The organism is Streptomyces sp. NPDC053427 (assembly GCF_044544985.1).
Lineage (GTDB): Bacteria > Actinomycetota > Actinomycetes > Streptomycetales > Streptomycetaceae > Streptomyces.
Map to the genome: position 1 here is coordinate 572,600 of NZ_JBITYA010000005.1, position 14,210 is coordinate 586,809.

The 14,210-nt window shown below is 72.6% G+C and carries 10 protein-coding genes; 5 read left to right on the plus strand and 5 right to left on the minus strand.

What is annotated here, in order from left to right; genetic code table 11:
* Nucleotides 1–27 precede the first annotated feature (27 nt).
* Nucleotides 28–963 (minus strand): hydroxymethylbilane synthase, encoded by a 936-nt coding sequence (gene hemC / locus ACIGWZ_RS17245; RefSeq protein WP_400065322.1) that lies wholly within the window; start codon nt 961–963, stop codon nt 28–30.
* Nucleotides 964–1,089: 126 nt separating this feature from the next.
* Between hemC and ACIGWZ_RS17250 the strand changes: the two genes are divergently transcribed.
* Nucleotides 1,090–3,879, plus strand: a complete 2,790-nt coding sequence (locus ACIGWZ_RS17250; RefSeq protein ID WP_400065324.1) for a hypothetical protein — start codon at nt 1,090–1,092, stop codon at nt 3,877–3,879.
* A gap of 24 nt (nt 3,880–3,903) precedes the next feature.
* On the opposite strand, the gene ACIGWZ_RS17255 is transcribed toward ACIGWZ_RS17250, so the two are convergent.
* Complete coding sequence (locus tag ACIGWZ_RS17255; RefSeq protein ID WP_400065326.1) at nt 3,904–4,683, minus strand: VOC family protein; 780 nt, start codon at nt 4,681–4,683, stop codon at nt 3,904–3,906.
* Between the two features lie 309 nt (nt 4,684–4,992).
* Here ACIGWZ_RS17255 and ACIGWZ_RS17260 point away from each other — a divergent pair, with 309 nt between their 5' ends.
* The 3 genes from ACIGWZ_RS17260 to ACIGWZ_RS17270 all read left to right on the plus strand — a co-directional run bounded on the left by ACIGWZ_RS17260 (nt 4,993) and on the right by ACIGWZ_RS17270 (nt 8,540).
* Complete coding sequence (locus ACIGWZ_RS17260) at nt 4,993–7,401, plus strand: SpoIIE family protein phosphatase (RefSeq protein WP_400065328.1); 2,409 nt, start codon at nt 4,993–4,995, stop codon at nt 7,399–7,401.
* A gap of 110 nt (nt 7,402–7,511) precedes the next feature.
* Nucleotides 7,512–7,703 carry a hypothetical protein gene (locus tag ACIGWZ_RS17265; RefSeq protein ID WP_400065330.1) on the plus strand — a complete coding sequence of 64 codons (192 nt, stop codon included), beginning with the start codon at nt 7,512–7,514 and terminating at the stop codon, nt 7,701–7,703.
* 258 nt (nt 7,704–7,961) lie between these two features.
* On the plus strand, nt 7,962–8,540 hold the full coding sequence (locus ACIGWZ_RS17270) for a hypothetical protein (RefSeq protein WP_400065332.1): 579 nt from the start codon (nt 7,962–7,964) through the stop codon (nt 8,538–8,540).
* 68 nt (nt 8,541–8,608) lie between these two features.
* Here the strand turns inward: ACIGWZ_RS17270 and ACIGWZ_RS17275 are convergent, their stop codons facing one another.
* Together ACIGWZ_RS17275 and ACIGWZ_RS17280 are read right to left on the minus strand one after the other, a co-directional pair.
* Entirely contained in the window at nt 8,609–9,613 is a 1,005-nt protein-coding gene (locus tag ACIGWZ_RS17275) for an alpha/beta hydrolase (RefSeq protein WP_400065334.1), read from the minus strand.
* Nucleotides 9,614–9,625: 12 nt separating this feature from the next.
* Entirely contained in the window at nt 9,626–11,029 is a 1,404-nt protein-coding gene (locus ACIGWZ_RS17280) for an MFS transporter (RefSeq protein ID WP_400065336.1), read from the minus strand.
* A gap of 757 nt (nt 11,030–11,786) precedes the next feature.
* On the opposite strand from ACIGWZ_RS17280, the gene ACIGWZ_RS17285 reads away from it, so the two are divergent.
* Nucleotides 11,787–12,299, plus strand: coding sequence for a winged helix-turn-helix domain-containing protein (locus tag ACIGWZ_RS17285; protein WP_400065338.1), 513 nt, complete (start codon nt 11,787–11,789; stop codon nt 12,297–12,299).
* A gap of 94 nt (nt 12,300–12,393) precedes the next feature.
* Here ACIGWZ_RS17285 and ACIGWZ_RS17290 read toward each other — a convergent pair whose 3' ends face one another.
* Nucleotides 12,394–14,124 carry a hydrogenase maturation protein gene (locus ACIGWZ_RS17290; protein WP_400065340.1) on the minus strand — a complete coding sequence of 577 codons (1,731 nt, stop codon included), beginning with the start codon at nt 14,122–14,124 and terminating at the stop codon, nt 12,394–12,396.
* Between the last annotated feature and the right edge of the window lie 86 nt (nt 14,125–14,210).

Genomic DNA, 14,210 nt, shown 5'->3' on the forward strand with positions numbered 1-14,210 from the left:
ACGGTGCGGGGCCCTCCCCTTCCGGCCTCAGTGCGCGATGGCGTCGATCAGCTCGCGCGCGCCCTGCCGCAGCAGGGCGACGGCCACCGACGTGCCGAGCGTCTCGGGGTTGAGCGGCCCGGCCCACTCGTGGGCGTTGAGGACGGTCTTGCCGTCCGGGGTGAACACACAGGCGCGCAGGGCGAGTTCGCCGCGCCGGTCGGTCGTCGCATAGCCCGCGATCGGGCTGTTGCAGTGGCCCTGGAGAACGTGCAGCAGCATCCGCTCGGCGGTGGTCTCGCGGAAGGTCGCGGGGTCGCCGAGGCCGCTGACGGCGTCGATGGTGGCGGTGTCGTCCTCGCGGCACTGCAGGGCCAGCACGCCCGCGCCGATGGGCGGGCACATCTCGTCCACGGAAAGGATCTGGGTGATCGCATCCGTACGGCCGATGCGCTCGAGCCCGGAGACCGCCAGCAGCAGCGCATCCGCCTCGCCCGCGGCCAGCTTCTCCATCCGGCGGTTGGCGTTGCCGCGCATCGGGACGCACGTCAACTCCGGGTGGGAGGCGGCGAGCTGGGCGATGCGCCGTACGGAGGAGGTGCCGATCCGGGTTCCGGCGGGGAGTTCGTCGAGGGTGAGACCGCCGGGGTGGATCAGCGCATCGCGGACGTCGTCGCGCTTGAGGAACGCCGCGAAGACCGTACCGGCGGGCAGCGGCCGGTCGCCGGGGATGTCCTTGACGCAGTGCACCGCGAGGTCCGCCTCGCCGGCGAGCAGGGCGGCGTCGACCTCCTTGGTGAACGCGCCCTTCCCCTCGACCTGGGAGAGGGCACCCATCCACCGGTCGCCGGTGGTCTTGACCGGGACGACCTCGGTGGCGGTTGCGGGGTGCAGCGCGCGCAGTTCGGCGCGGACCCGCTCCACCTGGGCCAGGGCCATGGGCGAGTCACGGGAGACGATACGGATCAGCTCTGGGGCGGACATGCCGCCACGATAGACCTTCGAACGGGGGGATCTTCGACGGGTGGCACCCGTGGCGCGGAGCTTCCGGCGTACGCCGGTGAGGTGTCAGAATGTCCGCCCTGCTTTCGGCCGTCCCACGGGGGACCCATGGCGTCGAACGATCTCGATTCCCATATACCGGTGTTCCGCGGAGCGGGGCATCTGCTGCGCCTGATAGCCGATCTTGTGCGACGGCCGCGGCGCCGCGAGTGCCCCGAACCGGTGCACCACCGGGGCGTGGCACAGGGCCGGGAGGGCCTGCCCGTGGTCTGCCTGGTCGGCGGCGAGGACCACGCCCAACTGGCGAAGGGCATCAGCTACTTCCTCAGCCACGCCGATCCCCGCCGGGTCCCGCACGTGCTGCACGATCTCGACGGCGAGACCGCGTCCTCGGATCCGGAGTCCGTCGAGGCGGTGCGGCACACCCTGGAGCGGCTGGCGCAGGGCTTCGCCCTCAGTGTCAACGGCAGCGACGGCCGGGTCCGCTTCCGCCGGTTCGGCCTGGTCAACTGGCTGATGCAGACCGGTGCGGGCAGCAGTCCGGACTACGCGGGCGGGCTGGAGGGCAGCGACCACACCCTGCTGCAGGGGCTGCGCGAACGGGAGTTCCGGCGCCGCCGGATGTTCGGGCTGCTGCGGTCCCCGGAGACCGAGCTGGCGGTGGACGGCAGCGTGCCCTGGTGGGTGTGGCTCTTCGCGGTGCATGTCTTTCCGCTCGCGTGGTTCCGGGTGCGCCGCGGGCTGGGCCGCGAATACCGGTGGCTGCTCAACCAGCCGTATCTGGCGCCGCGTGACCCGGGCACCTTCATCGGGTTCGCCGAGCGGCTGACCGCGCCGCACAACCAGGTGGAAGACCCCGAACAGTTACGCAAACTGATGGCCAACGCCTTTCTGGAGGACCTTCGGGGGGCATTCCGGCGGCGCATCTGGCGACCGGGGACGGCCCGGCGCACCGCGTACTGTGTGGCGCTGCTCGACGGAACGGCCGCCGGGAACTGCGGCCCCGCGCTGATGCAGGCGATCATCGACGTACGCAACGAGACCGGCGCCTTCGACCCGCTGCTGATCATCAGCTGCGGCGCCGAACCGCCCGCGGCCGGCTCCCAGGTCCGCGCGGACTGGGGCCACAGCTCGCTGTGGGAGCTCAGCGACCGGCTCTACGGCGGCTGGCGGGACACCTTCCTGCACACCGGCCGGGCCCGCAACCGGGCGCCCTGGTATCTGCCGGTGACCGTCCCGGAGTTGATGCCGCCGTCCGAGGAGGAGTACGAGCTGACGCGGCGGCTGGAGGTCGGCCAGGACGCGCGGCTGCGGATCCCCGAACCGCCGCTGTGGGCCCGCCGGGCGGTGTCCGTTGCGGTGGCGTGCGGTATGACCGTCGCGCTGCTGGGGGCGGGCGGGCTGGTGCTGCGGGGCGAGGCGGCGTACCGGCAGGCGCACTGCGGGCTGAGCCGGTTCGCGGAGGACTCGGACACCCTGCGGACCGCCGAGACCGGTGAGTGCATCGGGGTGTCCCGGCACGGTTTCACCTTCCACTCCCCCGACCGGGCGCTCAACGAGACCCTCGCGAAGATCTCCGAGCAGAACGGCCGCGCCGACGCGGCACACCGGGCGGCTCCGGAACGCCCCTTCGTCACGCTGATCCATCTGTCGGCGCTGCTGAGCAGTACGGGCAAGTCCAGCGGGCAGCTCGCCTACGGGCGCGAGGCGCTCCAGGGCGCGGCGAGCGCACAGGCGCGGCAGCTGCGCAGCACCGGAAGCGCGGAGCCGATCCTGCGGATCTTCCCCGCGAACGCCGGGTCGGGGATGCGCTTCGGGACCCGGGTGGTGGAAATACTGGACGGGCTGAAGCGGCAGGATCCCTCGATCGTCGGGGTCACGGGACTGGACCAGAGCCGGCAGGCGACCAACCGGACGATACGGAAGCTGACCGAGGTGGGGCTGCCGATGGTGGCCACCACCTTGTCCGCGGATTCCCTGGTACGGCAGTCCCCGATGTACTTCCAGGTGTCGCCGCAGAACTCCCGCGAGGCGGAGGTGGCGGCCGCGTACGCCGTCCATGTCCTGCGGACCACGGGGAAGAACAAGAAGAAGCAGGTACGGGTGATCGGCTCGGCCGATCCGAGCGACACCTACAGCAAGACCCTCGGCGACGATGTCGCCGTGCGCTTCCGGGCCCGCGGGTTCGCGGTCGAGAAGGTCTCCTACACGCCGCCGCCGGCTCCCGGCGGCGACCCGGTCTCGGACGCGCCCGGCGCGGGGGCGGTCGGCCAGCGGACCTGCTCCTACCCGGGGCTGGTGTTCTTCGCGGGGCGGTCGGAGGACTTCGAGACGCTGCTCAGCGGGATCAACGAGTCCTGCAATTCGGCTCCGCCGCTGCTCATCGGCGGCGACGACGTGGCCCGGCTGGCCGCCGACGCGGAGCGCCGTACGCACTATCCCGGCATCCCGTACGACTTCCTGGACTTCACCCTCGGCTCGGCCCGCTGCGACGGCACCAGCGAGCTGTACGCGGAGATGAGCCGGCTGTTTCCCAAGGAATGCGCGAAGGTGCCCAGTTCCTCGCTGGACGGCCATGCGGCGCTCGGCTTCGATGCGGTCAAGCTCTACATCAACGCGGTCAAGCAGCTGCGGGAGGAGGCCGCGGGGATGCCGCTGACGCCGCCCGCGGTGTGGCATGCGATCAGCGGGGTGCACGGGGACGAGGCGCTGGACGGCGAGAGCGGGATCATCAGCTTCGGCGGCGATGTGGACCGCCAGGTACCGCTGGACAAGCTGCTGTCGGTGCAGCACATCGACGCGATGGGCCGGCCCACGCAGGCCGGTTTCTGCGGCCGGGTCGGCGGGCGGCAGCAGGCGCCGTGGTGCCCGAAGTGGGAGCCGGAGAAGGGCGGGTGACGGCGGCCGCCCCGGCCGGTGCGGTCACAGTGCCGTGACGGTGAACAGGCCGCCGTCGGGGTCGCGTATGACGGACTGGACGCCGGTGCCGTCCGGGTTCGGGATGATGGGGGTGACGGTGCCGCCCGCGGCCACCGCGGCGGCCGTCACCGCCTCGATGTCGCGGACCGGAAAGTAGACGTGCCACCGGGGGCGCACCCGCGGATCGGGGGCCGCCTCGACGGCGCCGCCGCGCAGGGCGGCGACCATGTGCGTGCCGTCGCTCACGATCACCTGGTCGTGCTCGTAGGTGACATCGCAGCCGCCCGGCTCCTCGGCGGCCCAGTCGAAGACCTCCGCGTAGAAGATGGCGGCCTCGAAGGCGTCGCGGGTACGCAGTTCCAGGCAGGCCGGGGCGCTGCCGTGGCCGACCGACCAGGCCATCGTCTGGCCTTCCCAGAAGCCGAAGGTGGCGCCGTCGCGGTCGGCGGCGAGGGCGGCGCGTCCGGGGCCGAGTTTCAGGGGGCCGACGGCGACGGTCGCGCCGCGTTCGCGGATCCGGGCCGCCGTGTCGTCCGCGTCGTTCACCGCGAAGTACGAGGTCCAGGCGACCGCGACCTGGAAGCTGGGGGCCAGCGCGCCGATACCGGCGACCGGCTCGCCGTCGGACACCGCGACGGAGAACTCGTCGCCGAGGCTGGCCGGACGGAACCGCCAGCCGAGGACCGCCGAGTAGAACACCTGCGCGGCCTTGAGATCGCGGGCCATCAGGCTGACCCAGCACGGGGCGCCGCGCACGGGAACGACGGGGTCTTGGGGGGACATGAAATTCTGCCTCCTCGTACTCACCGCCCTTCCCCCACTCTGCCAGCGACCCACGACACGAGCGACCGCACGGCCGTTCCCCCACCCAGAGCAACCACCAACGGCTCCCGCCCCGGCCCACCACACCGCAGGGTGCCGCCCGGGGCACCACCAGCCCGCTCCCCCACCCACAGCAACCACCAACGGCTCCCGCCCCGGCCCACCACACCGCAGGGTGCCCCGCAGGGTGCCCCGTAGGGCGCCAGAGCGGTTGTGCCGGTGTTGATCAGGCTCGATGCTGTAGGTACTTAACCGGGCTGGGTTGATGCCATGAACGCATGGAGTGCGGTGGAGAGCGCCGACTTCCGTGGCCCCCTCGACGTCACCAAGGCGGCCACAGCGGTGCTCGATGCCCGCAACCTGGTCATCGGGTGGAGCCCGGCGGCCGAGCGCCTGCTCGGGTACCGGGCGGACGAGATCGTCGGCCGCCCTCTGGAGACCCTGCTGCCGTCCGCGGGGTCCGGCCCCGACGACGCGTCGATACTGGCGCAGATGCTCGGCGGCGTCACCCGTACGGCGCGGCACCGCGACGGACGGCTGCTGTCGGTGGCGACGTCCATCTGCCCGCTGGCCGACACCGGCGGCGGTACCGGCGGCGAGCCCGCCCGCATCCTGGTGGCGGCCGAGCTGGACGGGCTGCGGGCATGGGAGTCGCAGCAGGCCATGCTGCACGGGCTGGCCACCCAGTCGCCGGTGGGCCTGGCCATCTACGACACGGAGCTGCGGCTGACCTGGTTCAACGCCACGTACGGGCGGGAGATCGGGCTGCCGCTGGAGGACTTCATAGGCAAGCGGGCCGATGAGCTCTATCCGCGGGGCCAGTTCGTCACGGAGGGGTATCCGAGGAGCACCCAGGGGGTGATGGGGCAGGTCCTGGAGTCCGGCGAGCCGGTCGTCGACCTGCACTTCGTCGGGCAGCTGCCCACCGACCCGGGGACCGATCATGTGTGGTCGTGCTCCTACTACCGGCTGCAGGACGCCGGCGGCCGGGTGCTGGGGGTGTGTGAGGACGCCTTCGACATCACCGGCCGCTATCAGGCCCAGCGGCGGCTGAACCTCCTGGTGGACGCGGGCGGCCGGATCGGTACCACGCTCGACATGGCCGTCACCGCCCGGGAGGTCGCCGAGGTGGCGGTGCCGAAGTTCGCCGCCGCCGTCACCGTCGATCTGGTGCAGTCCATCCTGGAGGGCGACGAGCCGGAGCGCGGTGTCGGGCTGCCCACCCTGGTACGGGTCGCGGCGCGGTCGGACGGGGAGACGACGGGCGGGGTGCCCGGCAGCGCCCACCAGGTCGTCTATCCGCCGGGCTCGCCGCAGTACCGCAGCCTCTCCTCCGGTGGGATGGTGCTGGTGGACACCACGCTGGTCGTACCGCTGCGGGCCGGCGGCACCCCGCTGGGCCTGGTCACCTTCGTGCGCGGCGAGCACCCCTCCGTCTTCGACAGCGGTGAGATCGAGCTGGCAGACGAGCTGGTCACCCGTACCGCGGTCTGGCTCGACAACGCCCGCCGCTTCACCCGCGAGCACTCCGCCGCGCTCGCGCTCCAGCGCACCCTGCTGCCGCAGCATCTGGCCCCGCAGTCCGCGGTCGACCTCGCGTACCGCTATCTGCCCAGCGACAACCAGGCCGGGGTGGGCGGCGACTGGTTCGACGTCATCGGGCTGTCCGGGGCCCGGGTCGGGCTGGTGGTCGGGGACGTGGTGGGCCATGGCCTGCAGGCGGCGGCCACGATGGGGCGGCTGCGGACGACCGTACGGGCGCTGGCCCGGCTGGATCTCTCCCCCGACGAGCTGCTGAGCCGGCTGGACGACCTGGTGGGGCAGACGGCGGACGACCGGACGAGCACGCCGGGTACCGACACCGACGACGACGTGGCCACCGGGGTGACCTGCCTGTACGCCATCTACGACCCGGTCTCGCGGCGCTGCACCATGGCGCGGGCCGGGCATCTGCCGCCGGCCGTCGTCACTCCCGACGGACGGCTGTCGTTCCCGGATCTGCCGGCGGGCCCGCCGCTGGGGCTGGGGGGCCTGCCGTTCGAGTCGCTGGAGGTCGAGCTGCCGGTGGGCAGCCTGCTGGCGCTGTTCACCGACGGGCTGGTCGAGGGGCGCGAGAGGGACGTCGAGGCGGGTCTGGACACCCTGGGCGGGGTGCTGCGGGACCACCGCAGGCCGCTGGACGAGCTGTGCGACCGCGCGGTGGCCGAGCTGCTGCCCTCCGGGGCGGCGGCCGACGACTCGGCGCTGCTGCTGGTGCGTACCCGCGAACTGGACACGCGGCAGGTGGCCGCCTGGGAGCTGCCCGCCGAGCCGGAGGCCGTGGGCCGGGCCCGCGAGCTGGCCACCAGCCAGCTCACGCGCTGGGGCCTGGACGAGCTGTCGTACGCCACCGAGCTCGTGGTCAGCGAGCTGGTCACCAACGCCGTACGGCACGCCTCGGGGCCGCTGCACCTGCGGCTGCTGCGCGATCTGACGCTGCTGACCGAGGTCTCGGACACCGGACACACCTCGCCCCATCTGCGGCACAGCGCGAGCGACGACGAAGGCGGTCGGGGGCTGTTCATCGTGGCGCAGCTGGTCCAGCGCTGGGGGACGCGCTACACGCCGTACGGCAAGACGATCTGGACCGAGCAGTCCTTTCCGCCGCGCTATCCGGGGGCGCCGCGCCCGGTGGGCTGAGGGCCCGGCGGGCCTCCGCCCGCGTACGCCGTGCGGGTGCTCGACGGCGGACCGATGATGGAGTCAAGCGGCCGCCCAGGGATTCGGCGGGCGCGGAATAAGGAGGTCCTGTGACGAGCAACGGGAGCCAGAGCGCGGCCGAGCACCGGCCGGCGCAGCTGTACACGGGTGGCGAGCGGCCCTTCGACCCGGAGGACCTGGTGATGGTGTCCGGACGGGAGCCGACGCCCGCGAGCCTGGAGTGGGCGAAGCAGCTGATCGATGAGGAGGGACCGGCCGCCATCGAGCGGTATCTGCCGTGATGTCCTGATCGTCACGCCGCGGAGGCGTGCACGGGGTACCTGTGCACGCCCGCGCGGCCCGAGCCCCGCCATCGGTCGCGCCGCGGAAGCCGGGCCGGGGCGGGTGCCTCGGCGAGCCGGACCGACGGCCGGGAAGGCTCCCTCGCCGCCGCGCCGGTGGCCCCCTTGCCGGTCCAGCGGTGCCCTCGGCCCGTGTGCCGGGCCCCGATAAGGAGCCGAACCCAGGACGCCCGGCGCGATCCGGGGGAAGATCGGCGCATGACGATGATCAGGTCGACGGGGGTCCGGCGCGGGATGCTGCCGATAGCGGTGCTGGCCGTGCTCGCGGCGGGGTGCGGAACGCATCGGACAGGGGACGACGCCGGTGCGGGCGGCCCCTCGCGGAAGGCTGCGGCGACGCCGGGCAAACCGGCGGACTTCCGGTGCCCCGGCGAGAGCCCCTCGCCGACGCCGTCGCCGACCGCACACCCCTCGGGCCCGGCCGCGCCGCCCACCGACCACTACGCCGAGAACCACGGCTTCAGGGTTCCCTTCCCGCTGCACGGCCAGCGCCGCTGCGACGGGCTCGCGGCCGTCGGGCGCATCGAGAGCGCGCTCGAACCGCTGCGCAAGCGCGGTGATTTCGACCCGGAGAGCACCCGCAAGGCGCTCACCGGCCTCGGCTACTCGGCCGGGAAGGTGCAGGCGCATCAGAACGGCCCCACCGGGGTCGGCTTCCTCATCGATGCCACTCCGCTGTGTCTGGAGGGGACGATGAACAGCAGGACCACCCAGGCGGATGCCTTCGGCGGCTACCCCGACCACACCGGCTGCGACGTTCCGTCCGGCGGCCACTGACCGCAGTCCTCCCAACCCTGGGCCCGCCCCCGCCCGTCGGGGCGGCGGCGGGAGAACCGGCGCGGCGGTCAGTTCGCCAGCAGTCTGCGCAGCCAGGCCAGCGGTGCCGCCCCCGCGTCCCGGGACAGGGCGGCCTGGGGTGCCATGCCCGAGAATCCGTGGAACCCGCCCGGCCACACATGGAGTTCGGCGCTGCCGCCGGCCTGCCAGAGCCGGCTGGCGTAGGCGATGTCCTCGTCGCGGAAGGTCTCGGCCGAGCCGACGTCGATGAACGCGGGCGGCAGCCCCGACAGGTCCTCGGCACGGGCCGGCGCGGCGTACGGCGAGACGTCCGGGCCGCCGCATGCCTCCCCCAGCAGCGCGGTCCAGCCGGTGTTGTTGGCCGTACGGTCCCAGACGCCGATCCCGGCCATCTGGTAGCTGGACGGGGTGTCGTTGCGGTCGTCGAGCATCGGGCACAGCAGCAGCTGTCCGGCGAGCTGCGGGCCGCCCCGGTCGCGCGCCATCAGGGCGACGCCCGCGGCGAGTCCGCCGCCGGCGCTGGCGCCCGCGAGCACGATCCGGCCGGGGTCGACGCCGATGTCGGCGGCGTGGGCGGCCGTCCAGAGGAGGCCCGCGTAGCAGTCCTCCGCCGGTGCGGGGTGCGGGTGTTCGGGGGCGAGCCGGTATTCGACCGACACGACGACCGCACGCAGTTCCCGCGCCAGCTCGAGAAAGCCCAGGGCGCCACTGTGCCGGGTTCCGACGATCATGCCGCCACCGTGCATCACGTACAGGGCGGGCAGCGGTCCCCGCTCCCCCGCCGGCCGCAGGACGAGCAGCGAGACGTCCGGCGCGCCCTGCGGCCCCGGCACCGTACGGTCCTCGAACGCGAAGGCGCCGTCCAGGCTCAGCGTCTCGTCCGACGGCGGCTCCATCAGGGGCGACCGGCGCAGTGCGGGGATCATGTCGGGCAGCAGGGCGGGCGGCAGATCCTTCCCTATGGCCTCGAGGAGGCCGGCCAGCTCGGGGTCGAACGGTGGCGGCGGCCCGACGGGAGCGGGCTGCGCGTCGGCGGGCTGCTGGTCGGTCATCGGTTGTCTCCCTCACTTCGCAGGGCCTCGGGCCGCGTCCGGGTCCGGAACGCGGCCCCGTGGGCGACTACCCAGCGCGACGGCCGCCGACCCGCCGGCCAGCGCGCAGCCGCCCGCCAGCAGGAACACCGCTTGCAGACCGTACGCACGACATGCCGTACCCAGGAGCGCGATTCCCAGGGCGAGGCCGAGCTGGCGTGCGGAGTTGGCCGCCGCGGCGGCGACGCCGCTGTGGGTCGGGGGCGCCGCAGCCATGGCCGTCGCCGGCAGCACGGGGGAGACGAGCCCGGCACCGACGCCGGTGAGGGCGAGGCCCGGCAGCAACGCCGGCCAGCTGGCGCCGGATTGCGCGGCGAGCAAGGTCAGATCGCCGATGCCGACGAGGACACAGCCGCCGCCGACGGCCCAGTGGGCGGGCAGCCGGTGCAGGGCGCTGCCGGCCAGCGCGGAGGTGACGAAGAAGGCGAGCGGCTGGGCGCTGATGACGAGTGAGGTGGCGAAGGAGGTGAGTCCCGCGTCGTTCTGGAGCCGGAGCGAGAGCACCGGAAGGAAGCCGAAGGCGCCCAGGTAGTAGGCGCCGGAGGCGACCAACAGGCCGTCGAAAGCGGGATTGCGGAACAGCGCGAGGGGAATCATGGGGTGCGCCGATGCCCGCTCGACGAGGACGAACGCGGTGAGTGCGGCCGCGCCGACGGCGAAGCCCAGCAGCGTTGCGGCGTCGTCCCAGCCCCGTTCGCCGCCGCGGACGAAGCCGAAGGTGACGCCGCTCGCGGCCAGGGTGAAGGTGACGATCCCCGGCCAGTCGACGGGCGTCGGCGTGGGCGCGTCGCCGGCCGGCACCTTCAGGGACAGCAGCAGCGCGACGAGGCAGAGCGGCACCGAGCTGTAGAAGATCCACTGCCAGGACAGGAGTTCGGTGAGCATGCCGCCGGCGACATTGCCGACACCGGCGGCGGCCCCGGCGACGGCACCCCATACGGCGAAGGCGCGGGCCTTGTCCCGCCCGCTGTACGTCAGGCCGATCAGCGGTAACAGCGTGGCGAACATCGCGGCGCCCGCGAGCCCCTGCACGGCGCGGGCCGCGATCAGCAGCGGAACGCTTCCGGCCATCCCGCATCCGAGGGTGGCCAGCGTGAAGACGGCGAGGCCGAGTACGTACAGCCGCTTGCGTCCGAGGGTGTCGCCCAGGGATCCCATGCCGAGCAGCAGCCCGGCGAGGGCGAGGGTGTAGACGTCGACGATCCATTGCAGCGCGCCGAAGTCCGCGTCCAGGTCGTCGGCCATGTGCGGCAGTGCCACCGTCACGATCGTCGCGTGGACGAGGAGGAGGAAGGTACCCAGACATGCGGCTGCGAGCGGCAGCCATGTGCCTCGGACGCGGGTGTCAAGGTGGTCGGTGTGGTGGGTGCGGTTCATGCGCCCACCCTGCGGTAATGCCCTTGTACGGCTGAACCCTTACAGGCAGGACCCCGTCCGCCTTGTGGCCGAGGTCATGGGGTTCCGCCGGCCGACCGCGGCGGCTTCGGGTCGATCATGACGCGATTCACACCCCGTTCATCCCTCAACTATTCGTAAATGTCGGCCAATTCGACACGAATTTTCAGCCACGCCGAGTGTCGCGCTGGGCGGCTTCGGACGGCGCGACGACGCCCCGTTCCGGCCACTCTCCCCGCCCGGGCCCGCCACTTTCCCCCGCGCCCCCGAGGCGCTCTCGCCGCATCCCCCACGCATCCCTGATGTGTTCCTGCAATGTTCAGATAGAAGTAACTATCCATACACCAAAACGAAACCTCCATGTGCTATCTGACGGTCCGCCAGATCAACGCGAAAACGTCCAAAGACCAACCGCGATTAGCGGACGCTACTTTCCGGAAGCATGTGATCACATGTAGCGTTCGACTCGACCTGAGCCGTGGCTTTGCATCACGTCACGGCTGACCACGGGCCTGGGCGCGCGTACATGCTTCCGGCACGGACGGAGCTAATGCCCCGCTGGCCACACCCGCATCACAAGTGCCGGTTGGCCAATCCGCATCGGTATCGCATCGCGCTCGTCCTGTAGTACTCGCGCACACCCGAACGTCGAGCACCGCCATGTCTCTGTCCGTACACGCCTGCTTTGCAAGAGGAATGGGCCCAGATCATGTTTATGAACTCCTCGACGACCCTTGTCTTGCGACCAGAGTCAGAGTTCGGCCTCCCGGCCGACGCCGCCCCCGACGACGGGCCTCCCCTGGCGGTCGACCGGCTTCCCGACGGCAAGTGGCAACTCACCCTGCACGACCTCGAGCCCGTGTCGGTCCACCGACTCCCGGACGAGGTGCACATCATCCTGGCACCGGCCTGCGAGGAACCGCCCCACCCCGCCTCCGCGCAGGCACCCGCGCCCACGGCGACACCACCGGATCCCATACAGATCGATACCGCGGCCCGCACCGTATCCATTGAAGGACGCCAAATCAGCCTGCCCCGGCTGGAATTCGATCTGCTGGCCCACCTGGTGCTGCACCCACAGCGCGCCTTCACCCGGCAGCAGCTGATGGACGCCCTCTGGCCCACCTGCCAGTCCAGCGCCCGCACCGTCGATGTCCACATCGCCCGGCTGCGGCGACGCCTGGGGCCGGGCCGTCGCGATTCCATCAGCACGGTCTTCGGCATCGGCTACAAGTACCTGCCCACCCCTTAGGCGGCGGGTTCTGCGGCCGGCACGGTCGCTTTTCGGCCCCGCTCCCCTGCACCGGCGCCCCCCGTTCGCCGGTGCAGGGGTCGCGGCGCCGGCGTCACCCGATCCCGCCCGCCGCCGCCAGATGCGCCGGCGTCCCCGCCGCGGGCTCCTTCCGTACGAAGGCCCGCCGCAGGGCGTGGTACGGCTGATCGGGATCGAAGAAGTTGCTGTGCATCCTGGCCAGTTCATGGGACCGGTAGGCCGCGAGCGGGCGGCGCGCCTCGTCCCGTTCCCGGTTCGCCTTCTTGGCGGCGATCCGCGGCTGGCAGGCGGGCGCCGAGGCCAGGCGGGCCGCGAGCCGTGCGGTCTCCGCGGCGAACTCCCGCGGGGCGCAGTCGATGATCCGGTCCACCAGCCCCAGGCGCTGCCCGGTGGCGGCGGTGACCGGCAACGCCCGGTCCATGAGCCGCGCGGCCGCCTCGGGCCCCGCCCGGCCGGGCAGGGTGTAGGTCCAGTACTCGGATCCGTACAGGCCCATCAGCCGGTAGTGCGGGTTGAGCACCACCGCCGACCGGCACCAGACCTCGTCGGCCGCGAGGGCCAGCATCGCCCCGCCGGCCGCGGCATTGCCGCCGAGGGCCGCGACCACCAGCCGGTCCGTGGTGGTCAGGACGGCGTGGACGAGGTCGTCCATGGCGTTGATGTTGGCCCAGGACTCCTCGGCGGGGTCCGGGGCGGCCTCGATGACGTTGAGGTGGATGCCGTTGGAGAAGAAGTCGCGGCAGCCGCCGAGGACCAGCACGGAGGTCGGCCGCGTGCAGGCGTGCCGGTAGGCGGCGAGCAGGCGGTGGCAGTGGTCGGTGCTCATCGCCCCGCCGGGGAAGGAGAAGCGCAGGAATCCGACCGCGCCGTCCTCCCGGTAGCGGATATCGGCCCAGGTACGCGGGCGGCCGGGTTGCGCAGGAGGCCCGTCCCACGGCTCCGGTGGCGCCGGGATCTCGGGGAGGGGCGGCAGCCGGTCGCCCAGCGCGAGGGTGGCGGGCAGCTTGACGGGGGCGGGGCCGCCCGGGGTGCGCGGCGGGCGCAGTTCCGGGATCCAGACCGCACCGTCGGCCGTCGCCCGGCAGATGGCCCCGCACCGGGTGGCGAGCAGCGCGCCCGGCTCGCCCGTGAGGGTGTCCTCGGGGTGGCCGCCGTGCAGAAACCACGTACCGCCGAGCAGTTCGTCGCGTACACCCGGCTGCGAATCGGCGGCGCGCAGCGTCCGCACGACGGTCGCGGTCGGGTCCGTACGCCAAGCGATACGGCGCGCGTCCTGGCGCAGCGGCGGACGGACCCGGCCGGGTTTTTCGGCGGCGGTGAACGAGCGCTGTGGGCGCGGGCGGTAGGCGCCGGACGCGAAGCGGTCGACGGCGCTGTGGACCGCCGCCAGGGCCGCGTCCGCGATCTCGTTGCGGTACAGGTCGCTCTTGCCCACCTCGGGGACGGGGCACTCGGCGGTGGCCCACACATCGCCGGCGTCCATCTCGTCATTGGCCTGGAGCACCGTGACGCCCCAGCGGTCCACGCCCAGGTGCACCGCCCAGTCCACCGAGGACGGCCCGCGGTCACCGACGGGGCCGGGGTGCACGATCAGACAGGTGTAGGCGGACCAGACCTCCCGCGGGACGGCGGTCTTGAGCATCGGGGCGACGACCAGATCCGGGGCGTGCCGGCGCACCGCCTCGAGCAGCGGCGTCTCCCGGGTGACGAGTTCCACGCCCACCTGGTGTCCGCCGTCGGTGAGTTCGGCGAAGACCCGCTGGGTCAGGCTGTTGAACGCGCCGGCGATGAGCAGAATGCGCACGGCAGACTCCCCTGGGGCTGGTACCGATGAGCCGATGACTGGTCGCGATCGTTCCGCAGGAGCGGGGGTGGACCGCCGGACCCGCG

Excerpts from the sequence above, each read along its gene's own strand:
- hemC (WP_400065322.1), bottom strand. The coding sequence starts at position 963 with ATGTCCGCCCCAGAGCTGATCCGTATCGTCTCCCGTGACTCGCCCATG.
- ACIGWZ_RS17250 (WP_400065324.1), top strand. The coding sequence starts at position 1,090 with ATGGCGTCGAACGATCTCGATTCCCATATACCGGTGTTCCGCGGAGCG.
- ACIGWZ_RS17255 (WP_400065326.1), bottom strand. The coding sequence starts at position 4,683 with ATGTCCCCCCAAGACCCCGTCGTTCCCGTGCGCGGCGCCCCGTGCTGG.
- ACIGWZ_RS17260 (WP_400065328.1), top strand. The coding sequence starts at position 4,993 with ATGAACGCATGGAGTGCGGTGGAGAGCGCCGACTTCCGTGGCCCCCTC.
- ACIGWZ_RS17270 (WP_400065332.1), top strand. The coding sequence starts at position 7,962 with ATGACGATGATCAGGTCGACGGGGGTCCGGCGCGGGATGCTGCCGATA.
- ACIGWZ_RS17275 (WP_400065334.1), bottom strand. The coding sequence starts at position 9,613 with ATGACCGACCAGCAGCCCGCCGACGCGCAGCCCGCTCCCGTCGGGCCG.
- ACIGWZ_RS17280 (WP_400065336.1), bottom strand. The coding sequence starts at position 11,029 with ATGAACCGCACCCACCACACCGACCACCTTGACACCCGCGTCCGAGGC.